This window comes from Izhakiella capsodis (assembly GCF_900115045.1).
GTDB classification, from domain to species: Bacteria; Pseudomonadota; Gammaproteobacteria; order Enterobacterales; family Enterobacteriaceae; genus Izhakiella; species Izhakiella capsodis.
In genome coordinates this window covers 1-18,485 of record NZ_FOVC01000008.1, presented here as the reverse complement: position 1 = coordinate 18,485, position 18,485 = coordinate 1, and the positions used below count along the sequence as shown (strand labels likewise).

The 18,485-nt window shown below is 46.8% G+C and carries 16 protein-coding genes and 1 pseudogene; 7 read left to right on the top strand and 10 right to left on the bottom strand.

Annotated elements, in window-relative coordinates:
• Positions 1 to 14 precede the first annotated feature (14 nt).
• Positions 15 to 626 (bottom strand): TetR/AcrR family transcriptional regulator, encoded by a 612-nt coding sequence (locus BM191_RS11675; protein ID WP_092878375.1) that lies wholly within the window; start codon positions 624 to 626, stop codon positions 15 to 17.
• A 237-nt stretch (positions 627 to 863) separates the two neighbouring features.
• On the opposite strand from BM191_RS11675, the gene BM191_RS11670 reads away from it, so the two are divergent.
• On the top strand, positions 864 to 1,103 hold the full coding sequence (locus BM191_RS11670) for a DUF1289 domain-containing protein (RefSeq protein WP_092878373.1): 240 nt from the start codon (positions 864 to 866) through the stop codon (positions 1,101 to 1,103).
• 56 nt (positions 1,104 to 1,159) lie between these two features.
• Here the strand turns inward: BM191_RS11670 and BM191_RS17410 are convergent, their stop codons facing one another.
• From BM191_RS17410 to BM191_RS11660, 3 genes are all read right to left on the bottom strand, one after another.
• The gene (locus BM191_RS17410; protein WP_269017638.1) at positions 1,160 to 1,288 is read right to left on the bottom strand and encodes a hypothetical protein; all 129 of its coding nucleotides are present in this window, start codon (positions 1,286 to 1,288) and stop codon (positions 1,160 to 1,162) included.
• 219 nt (positions 1,289 to 1,507) lie between these two features.
• On the bottom strand, positions 1,508 to 1,834 hold the full coding sequence (locus BM191_RS17555) for an FUSC family protein (RefSeq protein ID WP_407927877.1): 327 nt from the start codon (positions 1,832 to 1,834) through the stop codon (positions 1,508 to 1,510).
• A gap of 173 nt (positions 1,835 to 2,007) precedes the next feature.
• Complete coding sequence (locus BM191_RS11660; protein ID WP_092878369.1) at positions 2,008 to 2,208, bottom strand: hypothetical protein; 201 nt, start codon at positions 2,206 to 2,208, stop codon at positions 2,008 to 2,010.
• A 1,887-nt stretch (positions 2,209 to 4,095) separates the two neighbouring features.
• Between BM191_RS11660 and slyA the strand changes: the two genes are divergently transcribed.
• Positions 4,096 to 4,539 (top strand): transcriptional regulator SlyA, encoded by a 444-nt coding sequence (gene slyA / locus BM191_RS11650; RefSeq protein ID WP_092878365.1) that lies wholly within the window; start codon positions 4,096 to 4,098, stop codon positions 4,537 to 4,539.
• A 44-nt stretch (positions 4,540 to 4,583) separates the two neighbouring features.
• Here slyA and slyB read toward each other — a convergent pair whose 3' ends face one another.
• On the bottom strand, positions 4,584 to 5,051 hold the full coding sequence (gene slyB / locus BM191_RS11645; protein ID WP_092878363.1) for an outer membrane lipoprotein SlyB: 468 nt from the start codon (positions 5,049 to 5,051) through the stop codon (positions 4,584 to 4,586).
• A gap of 282 nt (positions 5,052 to 5,333) precedes the next feature.
• Between slyB and anmK the strand changes: the two genes are divergently transcribed.
• From anmK to pdxY, 4 genes are all read left to right on the top strand, one after another.
• Positions 5,334 to 6,452, top strand: a complete 1,119-nt coding sequence (gene anmK / locus BM191_RS11640) for an anhydro-N-acetylmuramic acid kinase (RefSeq protein WP_092878362.1) — start codon at positions 5,334 to 5,336, stop codon at positions 6,450 to 6,452.
• A 284-nt stretch (positions 6,453 to 6,736) separates the two neighbouring features.
• On the top strand, positions 6,737 to 7,393 hold the full coding sequence (gene pdxH, locus BM191_RS11635) for a pyridoxamine 5'-phosphate oxidase (RefSeq protein ID WP_092878360.1): 657 nt from the start codon (positions 6,737 to 6,739) through the stop codon (positions 7,391 to 7,393).
• Between the two features lie 133 nt (positions 7,394 to 7,526).
• Positions 7,527 to 8,804, top strand: coding sequence for a tyrosine--tRNA ligase (tyrS, locus tag BM191_RS11630; RefSeq protein WP_092878358.1), 1,278 nt, complete (start codon positions 7,527 to 7,529; stop codon positions 8,802 to 8,804).
• 68 nt (positions 8,805 to 8,872) lie between these two features.
• The gene (pdxY, locus tag BM191_RS11625) at positions 8,873 to 9,733 is read left to right on the top strand and encodes a pyridoxal kinase PdxY (RefSeq protein WP_092878356.1); all 861 of its coding nucleotides are present in this window, start codon (positions 8,873 to 8,875) and stop codon (positions 9,731 to 9,733) included.
• A gap of 33 nt (positions 9,734 to 9,766) precedes the next feature.
• On the opposite strand, the gene gstA is transcribed toward pdxY, so the two are convergent.
• Both gstA and dtpA read right to left on the bottom strand, forming a co-directional pair.
• Positions 9,767 to 10,372 (bottom strand): glutathione transferase GstA, encoded by a 606-nt coding sequence (gstA, locus tag BM191_RS11620; RefSeq protein WP_177203336.1) that lies wholly within the window; start codon positions 10,370 to 10,372, stop codon positions 9,767 to 9,769.
• A 128-nt stretch (positions 10,373 to 10,500) separates the two neighbouring features.
• On the bottom strand, positions 10,501 to 11,997 hold the full coding sequence (gene dtpA / locus BM191_RS11615; RefSeq protein ID WP_092878352.1) for a dipeptide/tripeptide permease DtpA: 1,497 nt from the start codon (positions 11,995 to 11,997) through the stop codon (positions 10,501 to 10,503).
• Between the two features lie 792 nt (positions 11,998 to 12,789).
• Between dtpA and BM191_RS17175 the strand changes: the two are divergent.
• Positions 12,790 to 13,073, top strand: a pseudogene (locus BM191_RS17175) (IS1 family transposase); the annotation flags it as partial.
• A 159-nt stretch (positions 13,074 to 13,232) separates the two neighbouring features.
• On the opposite strand, the gene BM191_RS11595 reads toward BM191_RS17175, so the two are convergent.
• The 3 genes from BM191_RS11595 to BM191_RS11585 all read right to left on the bottom strand — a co-directional run bounded on the left by BM191_RS11595 (position 13,233) and on the right by BM191_RS11585 (position 18,465).
• The gene (locus BM191_RS11595; protein ID WP_092878350.1) at positions 13,233 to 13,565 is read right to left on the bottom strand and encodes a PI-PLC domain-containing protein; all 333 of its coding nucleotides are present in this window, start codon (positions 13,563 to 13,565) and stop codon (positions 13,233 to 13,235) included.
• 121 nt (positions 13,566 to 13,686) lie between these two features.
• Positions 13,687 to 14,565 carry a hypothetical protein gene (locus BM191_RS11590; RefSeq protein WP_092878348.1) on the bottom strand — a complete coding sequence of 293 codons (879 nt, stop codon included), beginning with the start codon at positions 14,563 to 14,565 and terminating at the stop codon, positions 13,687 to 13,689.
• Positions 14,566 to 14,568: 3 nt separating this feature from the next.
• The gene (locus tag BM191_RS11585; RefSeq protein WP_143088822.1) at positions 14,569 to 18,465 is read right to left on the bottom strand and encodes a dermonecrotic toxin domain-containing protein; all 3,897 of its coding nucleotides are present in this window, start codon (positions 18,463 to 18,465) and stop codon (positions 14,569 to 14,571) included.
• Positions 18,466 to 18,485 lie beyond the last annotated feature (20 nt).

The window sequence follows — 18,485 nt, the reverse complement described above, 5'->3', positions numbered from 1 at the left end:
CCGGATAGGGTGGTTTATGAGTGGCAGTTTTTTTTAACAGGAAGTGGCAGCATCCGCGCCATTTCTTCCCAGGCATTGATCAGCGGAGCGTTGCTGCGGCAAATTTTACTGTGCAGGCTGGCCCCGAGCCAAAGAGTGTAGATACGCACCGCAGTACTGTGAGCGCTGGTGATCAATGCTATCTGCCGATGGCATTCTGCCAGCTCCAGTACCTGGCTAAGAACAGAAATTAACGCGTCTGAGCCTTGTTGTAATGATGTACGCATCGATTCCGAAAGGTCACATACTTCAGCCGATATTTTGACCGACAGGCAACCGGGAAACGTTGGTTCCTGACACCAGCTGGAAAGTGACTGTTGATAATAGTCCAGTAAACGTTGACGTGGATATTCTGGGGCCGCGTCAAACCACGCCTGAAACTGCTTAACGTAGCGGGAGAAATAGCGTTCAAGCACGGCTACGCCAAATGTTTCCTTCGACGAAAAATAGTAATAAAAAGACCCTTTAGGAACGCCCGCTTCCTTGAGTAGTTCAATCAGACCTAGCCCAGTAAAGCCACGCAAGGTATATAGTCGCTCACCGGTGTCCAGTAACTGTTTCCGGGTATCTGTCCGTATCAATTTCATTTTAACAGCCTAGTAGACCATTCGGTCGGGTACAACCAACGTTAATGCCTGAGGGCACAAACGGTTCATTTCAGGATGACACTAGTGGCGTCAGGCTTAGAGTAGCCACATAGCGGCTTATTGCTTGCAAGGTGGCATAAAACCGCCAGCCTCAAGGTGACTTTTTTATCAGTAACGCTTGCACATCAGAATCTGAAGAACTTCAATTAAAAGATCTCTTTTCAATGTGGAGGGAATGTGGCGGAGCAGCTTGAGTTTTTTCCAGTTCCCAGTCCCTGTCGCGGCATTTGCCAGGCTGATGCACGGGGCTACTGTCTTGGCTGCCAGAGAAGCCGCGAGGAGCGCTTTAGCTGGGGTAAATACAGCGATAGCGAAAAGCGTGAGGTGTTACGATTGTGTCGACAGCGCTTTATGCGTATGCAGCGTGTGTTAAAACAAAAACTACCGCCTGAGCCAGAACAACCGTCACTGTTTTAACCTTAACTGTCGTACTGCACGGCCTGTCTAAGCTGTGACAATGAGCAATTCAGGCGTCACAGGATCGTTGCCAGTGTTACTGCCTCGTCTTGCTGGCTTTCATTGAGCTGCACGATAATCAAAATAAGCGCGTGTAAAATGTTATCGAGTGAACTGAGGTGAACGCTGCGTTCACTGATAATCACAGCTAGCTCCTGGATTGCGGCGTCATGAACTGGCAGTAGCATCGCCGATTGGCTATGCCATTGACGTAATTACAAGAAAATATGAGCAGTGTTAAAGAATGCAATACTCCAGCGTAGTAACCAGACGCGGGCCTGTTCATCGCGACTATTAAAAAGCCGGCTAATGGGATGATAGGTTCGTACTTAAGACTTTTGCTCAGCTAAGCTGAGGACAACGGTTTAGCTTGTCGCGAAAATTCCGACGTAGGGCATGTATTGTCGGCGGTTATGACTTTTATCGGAACTTGGCCGTAAGATCTGAAATGACAGCCAGGCGATCATTATACCGTAAACTTTGGCCAGATTGTTGTTATGAAACGACGAGTGATCCTGGTCGGTGATATTGCTGACAGCCAGAAAAGATCCCATGAATACGATAAACAGCGTCCACAGTGGCGCCAGTTTATGCTGCTGAGGTTTATAGAGTGGCAAAGTGATATTCTGTTGGAAAAGCAGTAGCAAAAATTGCCTGAACACTGTTATCTGCACCATAACCGCATACTTCATAACTAAGCTGAAAAGGCATAAGAGTAGTAAGGTCCGTATCAGTTGTGATAAGCTGTTAGACAAAGAATATAATACGTGGCTGAATCGCTATTAGCGTTAAGGCTACGCTATGTCCTTCCTAACCCAAAAACGCTGGCGCAGAAAGTTCGCAGTCTGCTTCAGCGCGATTGGAATCACGGATAAGGGCCGATACCGGCGGGGCAAGGAGTGTTACGATAACATTTGCTTGCATCGCCAAACGTTAAGGCTTCCATCTGTAACGTCGTTCCACGAAAGAGTGGTTCCGGCGGAGCGTTCCAGTTAACTAGCTTCTGCGGAAGGCTGGAGAGGATGCTGGTTAACTTTAACTGCTGATGTAAGGCATCATTCAGCATATGATTCTGACGACAAATACGGTAATGGCTCGTTTAGGCCCGGATACGCAGTAGATTAATGATTAAAATTTGGTCGATAACCTGTTCATAAGTAACATGAATCTCTTCGGTGTTTCCTTTTTTGTAGCATCTATCAAAAGCGCTTATACATGGCAGGAAGAGATCCGCCTAGAATATCGCCATCAGAGTGCAGGATAAACTAATATCAGCCCGGCGCAGAGAATACCGGTATTTACTTCACAAACCAGCGACTGGGTAATACCCTATAGCTAGCTGAAATCGGTGATATCGACAGTGGTAAATACAGTAATCGCTGCGATATAGCCTGCCAGTGAGAAGACATAAGCAACGTAATTTTAAAGTGGTTTACAATCCAGATACCAAGGCCGAGCAAGCTTGCAATCCCTGGATGAAAAGCTATGGCTCATCAAAAGTATGTTTGGCAATGACGATGGCTGCTATTGCTCTCACAAGGCTACAAACAATGCGTCCGCGGCTTTTACTGATAACACCGCCACTGGTCGGCAAACTGATGACTGCCACTAAAGGCATCGCACAGTCAGTCTCTTTCAGATCAAGAAGTTAAGCGATCCTGAGTGTCAACATATTGCAAGGGCGTTGCGTATGTCATAGCGCCGCAGTGTGCATTGGCTTTGGTCCACGGTAGCAGGCACAGGTTTACCCGGCTTAATTTTATGGCATGCCTCAACGCTCTATGGTTATGGTACAGATGGTCATTGCGAACAGTATTAACCCCTTTGGTATTCTATTCAGGCAGACCCTGACAGATAAACGCTATGCCAGACGAACCCAAGGCTAGCCGAACGTAATATTGGGAGCAAGACTGCTATCGTTTGCAAGGCTCTGGTCTATAGATAACATGACCAATACTTTCAACGGTTTCCTTCAAATGACGATCATCGCAGTACGATGTGATATTGGCGATTGCGTCGGGGTAAATATGGCGTAGTTTTGTTTAGCCCGTCTGGTAAAAAGAGTAGTTATCAACAATGGCAAACACCACCTTGTCAGCGGAGGCCAGCTTACCCGGACGCGTGAGAAGAATGCTGACTCAATCATCGCCAGGCGCAAAAACCTTTGTCTGCTGTAACTGCCAATTTGCTTGCTCCAGCACTGCTTCAGTGGATTTCATCATTGCGTGCGCTTAGATTGCGTTCAGGTTTGCAGTATCAAGGTCTTCGGCGGAAATAATGTTTTGGGAGGGCGTTGAGGTCGGGCCGCTTCATGCTGTGCTTCCGCGAGTGCTGAACCAGCTTTTGACCGTTGAGATTTGTCTTTGCGTACGCGATCTTGAAAGGTCTTGTGCCGGGGATGAATAACAGAACGTTTCTATGCACAAATTGATTATCTTTCACTTGCAGTTGTTCGATGCGGCCGGAAACCTATGTGGAGATATCTACCAGCTCATCCCGGACCCGATCATCCCGGATACAGAGCGACAGTGTGTAATCACTCCACAATCACCAGCTAGCGCACAGCGTGACAGAAAAACTAGTGCGGAAAAGTATTTCAATGAGCTGATTTTGATATTAATTATCAAACGATCATTAGTAGCATGGCAGCGGCAATACCAGGTAAAAATTAATAAATCTATTAGAGTTGGATGCCAGATTACATTTGAGTAGAGCCAGTCAAAATCTGAGTATAACGGCTTTAAAAATAGGGGGGAGACGAAAACCTAATCGTACAGAGGGGGCACTGGGGTGTGAATAAATCGAATTCCTTTACCATAACCGAGGGCCAGCGCTGCAATAAATACGCATTTATGTTGTTGGTTGACCATCAATTTGTATTTTGTCCTGTAAATTCGCAACATAATTTTAAATAATGCCTAATAGCTAGCAAGATAATTATAAGGAGAGTAAATTGGATACATCATTAGGAACGGATTTGTCCAGGCTGGTGCGTATCTGGCGTGCGTTAATCGATCACCGTCTCAAGCCGCTAGAACTCACTCAGACCCATTGGGTTACGTTGCATAATATCCATCAGCTCCCTCCCGAGCAATCCCAGATTCAGCTCGCTAAAGCAATTGGTATTGAACAACCATCGCTGGTGCGTACTCTGGATCAGTTGGAAGACAAAGGATTGATTACCCGTACAACGTGCCCCAGCGATCGCCGCGCGAAACGCATTAAGTTGACAAAAGAGGCTGAACCTATTATTGAGCAGGTTGAGCACGTCATTAAGGCTACACGCCATGATATATTATCAGGTATTTCACGTGAGGAAGTGGAAAAAATGGTAAAGCTGATAGAGAGGCTGGAGCGCAATATCAGTGAGCAGCATAATAAAGAAAAAGAAGAATAACAAAACGGCATCGCTCGCGATGCCGTTTGTTTTTACACGCTGGCTTAGCGAGGAGAGACGGTGACCTGGCTACCGTTTGAAGCCATCATTACACGCTGGCCAACAGCGAAGCGACTGGCTGCCTGCTTCTGAACGACTACGATAGTGTTACCATCATCTTTACGGATTTCCAGCTCAACGCCTCTGGTTTTATTCAATGCACCCTGGACACCCTGGCCCGCCACTGCGCCTGCAACGGCTCCGCCAGCCGTTGCCAGGCTCCGTCCGGCACCACCGCCAATAGTATTGCCAAGGAATCCTCCCAACACTGCGCCGCCAATTGCACCAATTACATTACCATCATCACCGCCCTGTATATTAACAGGACGGACGTGTACGACTGTACCGTAGCTTACGCTCTGGACTTGCTTAGCTTCCGATGCGCTATAGGTGTCACCGGAAAGGGTATCATTACTGACACAACCTGCCAGCGTTATTCCGGCTAATGCCACGATAAATAAACGCTTAATCATTATTAACGCTCCTTTGTAGAATAACTGGCTATTAAAAGGACAACTTACAACTTAATTATATGATAAAGGCCGGAGTGGAATCATCTTTTAGGGCATGAAGAGGCGAAAAATGCACAGCATAGAACACAAAACCTGAACCCAGGTTCAATTGTGTTCACGCAGACGCCATAAAAGCGGGCCGTATACCGCTTAATACCAAAAAACACTATTTCATCATATAATTGCTGCTGTCTTTTTGCCAGGCTAAAGGTGTTACCACCAGCGGCGATGCCGGGATATTTTATGAATTCAGGGCGTTATATTGGAGTAATGTCGGGCACCAGTCTTGATGGTGTTGACGTGGTACTGGCAGTTATCGATGAAAACAGAGTTGCTCAGCAGGCACGCTATTGCTGCCCAATACCGGCAGATTTACGGCAGCAAGTGCTCGCCATTTGTCAGGGACAAAGTCTGACGCTCTCACAGCTCGGTCGAATAGATCATCAGTTGGGAAGGCTGTTCGCTGAAGCGGTCTTAATGCTTCTTTCCCAGCAACAGCTAACGGCGCAAGATGTGGTCGCCATTGGTTGCCACGGACAGACTGTCTGGCACGAACCTGATAGTGAGACGCCACATAGTATGCAAATTGGCGATAACAATCTTATCGCCGCCCTGACGGGTATCACCGTAGTCGGTGATTTTCGCCGTCGGGATATGGCGTTGGGTGGGCAAGGCGCGCCGCTTGTCCCGGCTTTCCATCAGGCAGTGTTAATGCATCCACATGAGCGGCGCATGATCCTAAATATTGGTGGAATTGCCAATCTTTCACTGCTATTTCCTGGCCATACCGTTATGGGTTATGACACCGGGCCTGGTAATATACTGCTTGATGCCTGGATTTGGAGCCAGCAGGGCAAAACGCTGGATAAAGACGGTGCATGGGCAGCCCAGGGACATGTGCTGTTGCCACTTCTGCAACAGATGCTGTCCGATCCCTGGTTTGCGCTACCCCCACCCAAAAGCACAGGTCGTGAATATTTCAATCTCAGCTGGTTAAAAGAACATTTGCGTCTGTTTCCCGGCGTGCGCCCTGAGCATGTACAGGCCACTCTGATTGAGCTTAGTGTGACCACCATCGCTGAGCAGGTGAGGCTGAATGGGGGCTGCGATCGTCTGTTAGTGTGCGGTGGCGGCAGCCGTAATCCGTTATTGATGGCGCGATTGGTCTCAGCGCTGACGGGCACTGAAATAGCCAGCACCGATGAAGCGGGTATAAATGGTGATGATATGGAAGCACTGGCTTTTTCCTGGCTTGCCTGGCGTACCTTAAATAGTCTGCCGGGTAATCTGCCGTCGGTAACCGGCGCTCGTGAAGCCACGGTGCTCGGTGCCATTTACCCTGCGAACTATTCAACAAATTGAAAAGGGTTCGGATAGCAGAGGTTAAGCGATTCTGTCAGAGCCTTGCACTATATTTGTGGGATTTAATCGGTTCGGATGCAGGGGGGGAAGTAGCCAGCGGTAGGTGAGTTTTTTAGGGGATGCCACGAGTAATTAAACAAAGCAATATGATATCCGGTACGCGCTATCTTGATGAAAACACGGTATTCTGAACAAAAGCGACAATGCTATCATCTAACGTAGTAAAAACTTGACTAATGACTGCCAGTTGCAGCGATGGGCTGCCAAATACCGGGAGCTGAGCAATGAGTGATGATAATCTTCTACAGAATATTGCTGGTCTTCGCCGTGAGTACATTCGCGGCGGTTTACGTCGTAAGGACTTACCCGACGATCCAGCGGTTCTGTTTAATCACTGGATAAAGCAAGCCGTAGAGGCCGGCCTGCCGGACCCTACGGCGATGACGGTAGCCACGGTTGACCCGCGAGGGCAGCCATATCAGCGTATCGTTCTGTTAAAACATTTTGATGGGCGCGGCATGGTGTTTTTTACCAATATGGGCAGCCGTAAGGCGAAACATCTGGAGAGTAATTCGCGCATTAGCCTGCATTTTCCCTGGCATATGCTGGAGCGCCAGGTCATGGTGCTGGGTGAAGTCGAAAAGCTTTCTACACTAGAGGTGGTCAAATATTTTCACAGCCGTCCGCGCGACAGCCAGATTGGCGCCTGGGCATCAAACCAGTCCAGTCGTATATCAGCCCGCGGTGTTCTTGAAGGTAAGTTTCTGGAGATTAAACAGAAGTTCCAGCATGGCGAAATCCCTTTACCCAGCTTCTGGGGTGGCTATCGCATCAAAATCAATACGTTCGAGTTCTGGCAGGGTGGTGTACACCGTCTGCATGATCGCTTTATTTATCAATGCAACGATGACGGCTGGCAAATCGACCGTCTGGCACCCTGAGAGAAACAACAATTAATCCCTTAGCGCTGGCACGAAGGGCCCCGGCGTTTTATGCTATAGCCCTCATTTTTATCCGCATCTCAGCGGAAAGCTGTGTACCGGCAAGGTGCAAATGTTTTAAATGGAGCTTTCGATGACCGGCAGTAACCTGATTCAACAATTGCAAGAGCGGGGCCTCGTGGCCCAGGTAACGGATGAGGCAGCGTTAGCAGAGCGGCTGGCGCAAGGGCCAATTGCTTTGTATTGTGGCTTCGATCCGACCGCAGACAGCTTGCATTTGGGTCATCTGGTGCCGCTTCTTTGTTTGAAACGCTTTCAGGATGCTGGCCACAAACCGGTAGCGTTGGTGGGGGGGGCTACTGGCCTTATTGGTGACCCGAGCTTTAAGGCTGCGGAGCGCAAGCTTAACTCGACTGATACCGTGAATGACTGGGTGGAGAAAATTCGTCGCCAGGTCGCCCCTTTTCTTAGTTTCGAGTGTGGCGATAACAGCGCCATAGCGGCTAACAACTATGACTGGTTTGGCGACATGAGCGTCCTGACCTTCTTGCGTGATATCGGTAAGCACTTTTCGGTCAATCAGATGATCAATAAGGAAGCCGTTAAACAGCGACTCAATCGTGAAGACCAGGGTATTTCATACACTGAGTTTTCCTATAATCTGCTTCAGGGTTTCGATTTTGCCGAGCTGAATAAACGGTACGATGTGGTTTTACAGATAGGCGGGTCAGATCAGTGGGGTAACATCACCTCAGGTATTGACCTGACGCGTCGTCTGCATCAGCAGCAGACCTGGGGGCTGACCGTCCCGCTGATTACCAAAGCTGATGGCACTAAGTTCGGTAAAACCGAAGGTGGTGCGGTCTGGCTTGATGCCAAAAAAACCAGCCCCTATAAGTTTTATCAGTTCTGGATTAACACCGCCGATGCTGATGTTTATCGCTTTCTGAAGTTCTTCACCTTCCTGAGTATTGATGAGATCAATGCCATTGAGCAGGAAGATAAAAATAGCGGTAAGGCACCGCGAGCGCAGTGGGTGCTGGCTGAGCAGGTTACTCGTCTGGTTCATGGCGAGGCGGGTCTTAATGCCGCCAGACGTATCACTGAAAGCCTGTTCTCAGACACCTTGAGCGTAATGACCCAGGCTGACTTTGAGCAGTTGGCACAGGATGGCATGCCGACTATCGAACTGAAGGAGTCAGACGATCTCCAGCAAGCCCTGGTTAACGCTGGACTGGTGCCTTCGCGTGGGCAGGCGCGTACCATGATTGCGTCAAATGCGGTTACTGTAAACGGTGAAAAGCAAAGTGATGCTGAATACCGCTTCAGCGCTTCTGACCGATTGTTTGATCGCTATACCTTATTGCGTCGCGGTAAAAAACATTATTGCCTTGGCTGCTGGCAACAGTAATGACGTTTAATACAGGGCCGGTGCTTACCGGCCCTTTTTATTTTTTGGTGGGGGGCTAGACGTTGCCTATGAAAAATATTCTTTCAATCCAATCTCACACTGTTTATGGTCACGCAGGGAACAGTGCAGCGGAATTCCCTATGCGCCGGTTAGGCGCTAATGTCTGGCCGCTGAATACCGTTCAATTTTCAAACCATACACAGTACGGCCAGTGGACTGGCATGGTGATGCCTGCGCATCATCTCACTGATATCAGCAAAGGCCTCGCCGATATTGACAGGTTGAAAACGTGTAGCGCGGTGCTAAGCGGCTATCTTGGCTCAGCTGAGCAGGGCGAAGAAATCCTTGAGATTGTGCGTCAGATAAAGGCCGCTAATCCTGATGCATGGTATTTTTGCGATCCTGTAATGGGGCATCCTGAAAAAGGATGCATTGTAGCGCCGGGTGTGGCGGAGTTTCACACACATTGCTCTCTGCCAGCGGCGGACATTGTTGCACCTAATCTGCTTGAGCTGGAGATGCTGAGTGGACATTCTGTGACGTCCATCGAAGAGGCCGTTACAGCCAGTCGCCAGCTGATCGCTCATGGCCCACGTTTAGTGCTGGTCAAACATCTGGCCCGCGCCGGTCGCCGCAGTGACCGCTTCGAAATGCTGCTAGTTACCGTTGATGACGCCTGGCATATTAGCAGGCCGCTGGTGGATTTTGGCGTACGTCAACCGGTTGGCGTGGGCGATCTTACCAGCGGGCTACTATTGGTTAATTTACTGCATGGCCAGTCGTTACAGATGGCGTTGGAGCACATTACTGCGGCGGTCTATGAGGTAATGCTGACAACACATCAAATGGGAGAATATGAGCTGCAATTAGTTGCAGCGCAGGATCGTATCGCGCGACCTGAACAGCACTTTACGGCGGAAAAACTCTAATAACCGGGGCTGAGCGCCCCGGAAGTACAATTGTTAAATCAGCCCTTCAGCCTGTAATGCAGCGATAACCGACGGGCGCTGCGCTACACGTTGGTGCCATGCTTCAAGTTGTGATAACTCTCCAAGATTTAAAGTCATGGCATGACCCCAGCATAGGACGTTGAAAAGATAAGCATCCGCAATCGTGAAATGATTACCTGTCAGCCAGCATTCGTCGCGCAGTCTGCCATTCACATAGCTAAACTTCTCCTCAAGCTGGCTTCTGTATTGCGGTATCATTTCCTCAGGTGTGCCGGGGCGATACAGCGGCGAAAAACCTTTATGTAGCTCGCTGGAGATATAGCTAAGCCATTCAATGGTGCGATAGCGAGCCATATTGCCAGTCGGCTGCAACAGGTGACGCTCCGGCTTGAGATCCGCCAGATACTGTAAGATCGCTGCCACTTCTGTCAGTACACTACCGTCATTGAGCTGCAAAGCTGGCACCTGGCCCTTAGGATTGATCTTCAGGAAATCCTCTCCTTTTTCCGTGACGCGCGTTTTTAGATCAACGTTTATTAGAGTGAAGTCAAGACCGGCTTCACGCAGGATGATATGCGGCGAGAGAGAGCAAGCACCCGCTTTGATATACAGTTTCATCATTGTCTCCTGTGGATACGAAGGATAACGGCATCATACCTGGAGCGAAGCAAAAAAAACAGTGTGTGGGCGCATATCTTCGGGAATGAATAATGAAGGCGGCGCCAGTGTGGCGCCGCCTTATATGCTCAGTTTGTGGCTTCCTGCTGTTTCGCCTGATTATCCTGCGTCATGCGATTAAGCAGCGGTGCGGTCAGCAGCATTAGTACGGCTATCACACCGGTTACAATGCCGATTTGCATAAAGACATGCCCATAAATACGCAACGACTCCAGTGGATCGGTGACGTCGCCGGGCACCGCCATCAGATTGGCAACGTTACCTGCGACGAGTGCTGCGCCAGCGGTGGTTAAAAACCATGAGCCCATAATAAAGCCCATCAGTCGTTGGGGAACCAGTTGGGCAACCATAGCCAGGCCCAAACCGGATATCATCAGCTCACCAACGCTTTGCAGTGCATAGCTGAGAACCAGCCAGCTTACTGGGACAATTCCTGCCGCACTGGCAAATTTAGTGCCTAAAGGCAGTACCAAAAAGGCACAGCAGCAAAGTACCATGCCGAAGGCAAATTTATGCGGCATAGGCATACGATCGCCCATTTTATTGTATATCGCGGCGAGAATAGGACTGGCAACCATGATCCACATCGGATTTAGTGCCTGAAATTGCTCCGGCTCGAAAGTGATGCCAAAGATAGCGTGCTCTACGTTACGGATAGCAAAGAAGTTAAGTGAAGTCGGCATTTGCATGTAAAGCACAAAGAAAACGATCGCTTCAACCATGAGCAGAAACGCCACAATCATTCTACGTCGCGCCATCCCTTTTAAAGCAAATGTTTCTTTGGCGAAAATTATCACGATACCGATCGCAACCACACTCAGCACAATACGAGCGATATCCTGGTGGTGTAACAACCAGGTGGCGATGACGATAAGCACGACAATGCCCAACAGCGTCGTGATTAATTTACCGAAATGAAGCGCCGCAAAGTCAGGTTTGGAACCGTAGTCTTTAACCTGCCGCTGACAGAACAGAAAGTTGAGCAGCGTGATGACCAGACCGACAACAGATAAAGAAAACGCCACACTCCAGCCATATTTCGCCGCCAGCCAGGGTGTCAGCATCATGGAGATAAATGAACCGATGTTGATGGCCATGTAAAACATAGTGAACGCCCCATCGAGACGCGGGTCATCTTTCTCATAACAGGTTGATAGTAGAGAAGAGGGATTGGCCTTAAACAGGCCACTACCAACGGCAATGGTGGCCATGCCTACGTATACCAGCGTCACGTTATGTCCTGACCATGCCACGGTGGCATAGCCCAGCGCCAGAGTAATCACCCCAAGGATGATCAACCGCTTGGTTCCCAGTACCTTATCGCCCAGCCAGCCACCAATAGCGACGAGGCCATATACCAGAGCACTGAATGAGGAAAACAAGGTGATGGATTCGGCTTCTGACATACCCAACTGCTTGACCAAATAGACCGCCATAATGGCTTGCAGGCCGTAGAAACCAAAGCGTTCCCATAACTCAATGGAAAATATCAGGTAAAAAGCTTTTGGTTGTCGAAAAGAGTTAAGGCTGGATGCCTCATCGTTGTTGTTGTTTGCAGTTGACACTTAGCACCTCTGGCTTCGTAATCCTGTTTTTTTTCAGGAATTAAGTCGTCGTTATTGTGTAAAAATTTCACGACTTTGTTTAAAGAAAGGAAAAATTAGCCCACTAATTTCGCTGATCAACGTCATGCAGGCAAGTGTTTTTTTATCGTGGTTATGTCTCTGTTTTAGGAGGTCTGAAGTGATTCTTTTTCTTAAATATAGATATAAAATATCAATTATTTCTATATTTATAGAATATAGTTTTATAGATAAACCTTTAATCAGGCTTAAATACCAAATCCATCTTGACTGGATTTTGTGCTGATTAAGGGGTGAAATATAGTTTTTTATTTGCGATTCAGAGTTACTTTTATGAATAAAAATCTGCGTTGCTCTGATGATGTGGCGTCTGTGGCTGAATCATGCGATCGTCTGGATGACGTTAGGTATAATTTTTAGTTGCAAAAAAAGTTTGGCAATCGTTCTTTTTGTTAATTTTTGGTAAAAATAAATTTATTAACTTATTGATATATATAGATCTTTATCATTTAACTAAAAACTCGTAACAATTATCCCATGTCACGATAGTTACCGCCTCTAACTGAAATAAACCAGAGGGCTCGAGATGTTGTTCATGGGAAGCTACTCACCAGAACGTAAAGCAGCAGTGATCGCAAGAATGTTACCGCCGAATAGTCAGTGGGTTTACCGGCTTTCCCGACAGGAAAACATCCCTGTTAATACGCTCTATGGCTGGTGGTCTCAGGCAGTAATATGCGCTCAGTCGGTGAACAGTGATGATTCGTGGCATAGACCGTTGGCCCACGTAATGATGAGACATGCTGTCGGTTGCTGTGCCTGCTTTCTCCGTTGCAGACAGGCTTTATCACCCGTGATAACTGGAAAGTTATACCAGAGAGGCGCTGAGCGAGATGTATCTGACCGGGAAGATATTCCCCCGGCGCCTCGAGCGTAACAACCTGACGCTCAGAACGCACATCAAGCGATAGGCTCGCAAGACCATCTGCTCCTCTCGTTCCGTTGAGCTCCACGAGAAAGTGATTGGTGCCTTTACAGAAAGGCACCATGTCAACTGATTGGAGGCATTTCCCCCCACGCTTAACGTAATCTCTCTATTCTTAATTGAGGCACAGGGCATACTTTTGGGTGATCATATATTCACGATCCCCCTCAAGCGCCTGTTGTAAAAACTGGTCTTAACTGGTTGTTATAGCGAAACTTTTATTTTATCACTTTTAGTGAAAATTCAAATACATAAAATTTTTGCTCTCCTCTTTTGTATAACTGAGTAAGTCCCGAACATCAGCAACCGCATTACCTCCCGTCACGCTAATGCCATGAAAGAAATCAAATGAACCGTCTGCTTTCTCTGCTACACGAATATCAAAGTATCTGGCGCCGGCTATGGCCTGCTCTATCAAGTTTGAACTTTGTGTCTTAAAGGCAAAAGTAAATACTGCCCCCGCACTCTTAAATCCGCTAAAGTCATAAGTTCCTGCATCGTGGCTACCTAATATAGATATTCTCGCCAGATGGGTATTTTCATGAATGTCATGATGATTAATCATCAACACTCCTTCGCTAGTATGAAGATCAATGTTGATTTCAGAATGACCTGACCGGAGGGCCAGGCTTCTAAATCACGATCTGCGTGGATTTGACTGCATTTGGATAAACAGCATCATGGCCTTAAGCTTTAGCAGCAAGGGCTGGGAAAAACCATTTTTCCTTCATTTCATCAAAACGCATCAACAGCTTTTTTTGTCCCTGGAAAGTTATCCAGAAAGAGGAATCTTCTGATTGCTCAACATTAACCCAGGCGTTTTTTTGTATTTTGATATAACTCTTTCCTGAAAACGTTGAGATAATACCTCTGGCGTCTCCTGTTGAGCGTAATGCTTTTATGTCTTTTGTAGGAACTGAATATTTTAAAATCTGTTTTTTAAAACCTGATTTAATGCTGTGTGTGACTTTTATCTCATCTGGGGAAAAAATCGAAAAATGAGATTTTAGTGCCATAAGTTTATCCAGATCTCCTTTTGTTTCAGTGTGAAGAGATTTTATCGCCCTAAATCTTTCCGGATCTCCTGTTTCAGAATATTTATTCAAGGTGTTGGTCAGAGTTTTTAGTTTCTTAGTTATGGTGTCAATATCCGCAATAAGACAGTTTTCAAAGTTAGTGCCGTGTTTTAAAAATTCCACATTATATTTTTTGATTAAACTACTCTGGAAATATCTCCCTTTTGTATCAAAAGGTTGAGCTAAGACATCCTTCGCCAATGAGGGAGTATCAAAGATATTCATAATGACCACTGAACTCTTGCCGCACCCCTCTTTATTAATCATCAATGCCTTCCATTCATCCAAAGTTGATATTATCGCCTCTTCAGGTAAAAGAGGATAGAACTGGTTGATTGTGGGGTCGACAACAAAATCATAAGCGTCTTCTTTTAAAACCACGGCAAAATGATTTGACGGCGCTTCATCCCAAGGGGTTTTATAGAAGAGTAAACCAATAACTTTAGGTTGTTTACCCTGATTTTTAAGTGAATAGTAAGACTCTTGCATTGCTTATAAGCATAAACCTGATGGGTTTTGACGGAACTCGCGGAGTTTAACGGCACTTTCTCTTCGAGAATAGAGCAGTTCTTGCAGAATTTTTTTTGTTTCTTCACTATCATCATCAATCCAGCGAAAATTTAGATCTTCGCCAAACGGCTTTTTCACCGGCTGCAACCGCCTTTCTCCGGCTATAACTTCCCTTGGGCCACTCAGAGCATCTTCGTTTATTGACTGAATACGCTGCAGGGATCCCGACTGCATATGCAGGGAAGGGGTATCTGCTCTCGATAAAGTCTGGCGGTATGAAGTGGCGGATTTAACCGTATTTTTGTTTGCGGTGATCGCACCTACGCCATTTAAGCCTAAAAAAAGCAAGCTCATACCGACATCTACCAGAACATCTCTCTTGGCAGCGTTATATTCATCCTGCGTATCGGCCGTATATATTAGCCCAATACCTGTACCCAATTGAGCGGCTGTCAAACCAATGTCTAAAGCAATACCCACTGGCCCTAACATCGGTAAAATGGGCATAGCCAGCATACTCACCATTTGTAATGTCTGGTGAACCGAATTCAAAATAATCTCTCCGTTTGAACTGATTAAAGTATCAGAGTCCTGTTCTGTGCGTTCTTTAGTTAACTGGGTGAGGACAGAGAAGGCATCTTCATTATCAAAATGTGCTTTAACACTGTTTTTGATGATGGTAGGTTTTTGGTCATACCCCCGTACATCTGCAAATATTTTACCATTCGCCAGATCGTTAAGAGATGCTTCAACCTCTTTTTGCCGATCCGCCAGTGAAAGATGTTGAAGGAATGCGTTGCGGGTCTCTTCCTTTTTAATTTGTTGTTCAAACCATATTTTCAGTTCTTTCTCATCTTTAAATTCACGAAATGGGTTGTTCTCTCCTGGGAGATAAAGAACTTCACGTTCATCTTTGCCAGTGAAACAGAGTATATTGGTTGTATAAAATGTTGCATCAGGCGTAAGTTCGTAATCTATATCCTCGATCAGAGACAAGTAGCTTGATTGAAGACGAACATTTAAAACACTCACCTTCACCGAGGGGTCGGCGGCAGTATACTCGTTTAGTTCACGCATCGTTACCGGATCGTAAAGGATAATGTTGGCGGCGCCGCCTTTTATGGCTATTTCATACGCCTGCTGTGAAAGGACTTTGTTGACATAGGCTAAACGCGCCTCTTCAATGAACTGGCCCTTAGCCATGGCTCGCCAGGCTTCGCTGTTTTCACTCCAGAATTTCCGTTGCTGGTCTTCAATCTGTTGCATGACATTTGCATCATAGATGTCATCTTTTAGAACGGAGGGAAGATACTTAACTTCATTCTCAGCACCGAAATGCATTGCACTGGAATTAACCTGATATAAGCCCGTTAGCTTATCTGGGCCGGTAAAAAATGGGGCGGACAGTTCAGAGTTGTCCAAATGCTCAGGGCGATATCCATTTTCCATCACTCCGGCGGCGGCGCTATTTAAAAAGTCCATGAATGATTTTTGATAACGCTTGCGAAAGACTTTAAAATTATCCATATAGGCTTGCGTTATCGTCTCGCTATGTATTGGCTGGCCGTTATGTGCAAAGCCTGTATAGCTGTGACTATCTTCTACTGTTTGGCTAAGTTCAAACTGGTGAAGGAAAATGGTATCTGGATCAAGGTTTTGGCCCGTTCGTTGATAAATTTTATTTCCGGCAATGTTTCTTGCAACTTTATAGGGGTCGCTGAAACTATTACGGAGTTCCTGCGCTTTCTGTTTAAAAGAAATAAAGTGCGGGTTGGTTGCGAGGTTATCCTCAATACCGGCGGCATGGATACCGTCCTCTCCAAGATCTCGCAGGTAAATCGTTGCTGAGTCTGTATTGGCGGTCATTATATCCGCCCGGTAAATGGGATCATAGAAGAATTTCAGCGTCTCAAAATCATTTTGTGATCCAGTGAATACCCATGTTATGTCATTAACGATTTGTTGTTGCTCATGCAGTGAGGGAGCGCTTTTACCTGTTTTTCTCTGATAATATTCATCCTGTCGATTTTGAAGTTTATTTTTAGCTTCATTCCGCATCTCGTCTGTAAGGGGGCTACCCTCAGTTTTGTTCAGTATATCCCGCACTGCTTTATCATCAGGATAGACAGACAATTTACCAGCTAACGCCTTCGTTGGCTGATATTGATTAGCGAAAGAGTCCGTGGCCTGCTGATATGATCTCAGAGAGGCTTCCTGTTCATTTTGACATTCAGGCTGGGTAACAAAAGCATGCGTGTTTCCTCCCAGCATGATCATCCGCTGTATGAACTCCACCATCAACTTAGAGTCATAACCTGCTGATGATTGTTGAACCAAAAGTTTATCAATCATGTTTTCAGCCTCTTCCAGGTTGATTTTGATTATTGCTGGATCCTTTTTGTTAACAAGAACTATCGGGCTCTTACTCCTGGTGTAAGGTAAAGGGATATTCTTATCTCGTCGTTCAAAAAAAGACACGTGATGGATGTTATATTTAACCAACATAGACGTCAGCAAGGCCGTTCTTCTTAACCTTTTGTAAGCCTCTTCAAGCGCTATTGTGTTATCTGTGTTAAGTGCAGCAGACAGATAGAATAAAATTTCATCTTTTGCTGCCGGATTAACAAATTTTCGATAAGCGTTATTAATTCGTCTCTGACCTTCATTTAGGGCATTTTCAATTCTGCGTACAAGAATTTTTCCACGCTGGTCGTTTAGCGCATTTTTAAGCTGTTCCAGTGAATCATATTGCCTGAGATTATTTTCACCAACGATGGCTTTCATGTTAGCGGTGATTTCATTTAAGGCTGCTACTGAATTGTGGGACTGAATATTATCATCTATTTGAAACTCTTTTTGGCATGGCATGTTTGAGACATAATAATTATTATAGGGCACATCGTTTGAACCCGGATCACGCTTGCTTATACGTGAGCAATCCTGAAGGGTACTCTCTCCCTTAACGCTTTCATCCTTGACTAATGAGTGTGTGTCAGGAACGGCGCTATCTGCATCTTTCATTACGGGTGACCTGAGGCTATTCCATAGCGCTTTTCCTCCAACGGTTAGTCCGAATAATCCCAGGCTGGTTCCAGCTGCAATAGTCGTTTTACTCTTCAGGGCCTGTATATATGGTGTTGTCACCGATGCCACAGCGGCGCCTGTCACCAGAGGCAGTAAAGCCTCCCCACCACTCCGGCTTGTTTCTGCCGAGGTTACCTGCGTTTCCGGCATCTCGGTGTGTACAGGTAGGCTGTCAGTCTCTTTCGTCAACGGCTCAGGATAAGCGATGGCATCACATTTCGTATTAAAATGCGCGTTGGTTACAACTTTTTCGTTTATTCGCTGGCGGCTCTCAGTCTTAACGTCTGTACAATACAGCAGGTCTGAAAGACCACTCTCCTGCCGGAGTTTATCCACAGCCAGATAATGCGCCTGTTCAGGCAAAGAGAGAGGGGTATTTCCCCCGGTCGCAGGGGCCGGCCTGTTCTGTACCGTCGCTCGGGTGTAAGCCTCGGGGCTGGCTGTTGAATTTGACGAAAATGCGGTAAGCCGTGGTATTGAGGAAGAGCAGGAAACGGCTGCATCGCATACCTCTCTGGTCAATTCTGCCTCGGTATCCACCTCAAAAGCTGGCGCGCGTTGTGATGTGCCGGTATTTTCAGGGATTGCCGCGCCGGACGGCAGACTGCCCGCCATATTTCCCAGCGCAGCCCAGTAATGACTGGCGCGGATAAAAATATTAGCCATAAAGGCCGGGACCCTCAGAACACCGCGCTGCGGGGCCCCTGCGTCTTTCATCCAGCGTCCCGCCACAATGGCCGTAATCGCCAGGGCTGTAAACAGATGGATGGAAGTCTGATTTTCTTCGTTGCCCATAAGAGGCTGCAGAAAAGTCT

What these genes read in the sequence shown, in the direction of transcription:
- pdxY (WP_092878356.1), top strand. Translation starts at nt 8,873, where the DNA reads ATGAAAAATATTCTTTCAATCCAATCTCACACTGTTTATGGTCACGCA.
- BM191_RS11585 (WP_143088822.1), bottom strand. Translation starts at nt 18,465, where the DNA reads ATGGGCAACGAAGAAAATCAGACTTCCATCCATCTGTTTACAGCCCTG.
- BM191_RS11595 (WP_092878350.1), bottom strand. Translation starts at nt 13,565, where the DNA reads ATGATTAATCATCATGACATTCATGAAAATACCCATCTGGCGAGAATA.
- tyrS (WP_092878358.1), top strand. Translation starts at nt 7,527, where the DNA reads ATGACCGGCAGTAACCTGATTCAACAATTGCAAGAGCGGGGCCTCGTG.
- gstA (WP_177203336.1), bottom strand. Translation starts at nt 10,372, where the DNA reads ATGAAACTGTATATCAAAGCGGGTGCTTGCTCTCTCTCGCCGCATATC.
- BM191_RS11590 (WP_092878348.1), bottom strand. Translation starts at nt 14,565, where the DNA reads ATGCAAGAGTCTTACTATTCACTTAAAAATCAGGGTAAACAACCTAAA.
- slyB (WP_092878363.1), bottom strand. Translation starts at nt 5,051, where the DNA reads ATGATTAAGCGTTTATTTATCGTGGCATTAGCCGGAATAACGCTGGCA.
- pdxH (WP_092878360.1), top strand. Translation starts at nt 6,737, where the DNA reads ATGAGTGATGATAATCTTCTACAGAATATTGCTGGTCTTCGCCGTGAG.
- BM191_RS11660 (WP_092878369.1), bottom strand. Translation starts at nt 2,208, where the DNA reads ATGCTGAATGATGCCTTACATCAGCAGTTAAAGTTAACCAGCATCCTC.
- BM191_RS11675 (WP_092878375.1), bottom strand. Translation starts at nt 626, where the DNA reads ATGAAATTGATACGGACAGATACCCGGAAACAGTTACTGGACACCGGT.
- BM191_RS17555 (WP_407927877.1), bottom strand. Translation starts at nt 1,834, where the DNA reads ATGAAGTATGCGGTTATGGTGCAGATAACAGTGTTCAGGCAATTTTTG.
- anmK (WP_092878362.1), top strand. Translation starts at nt 5,334, where the DNA reads ATGAATTCAGGGCGTTATATTGGAGTAATGTCGGGCACCAGTCTTGAT.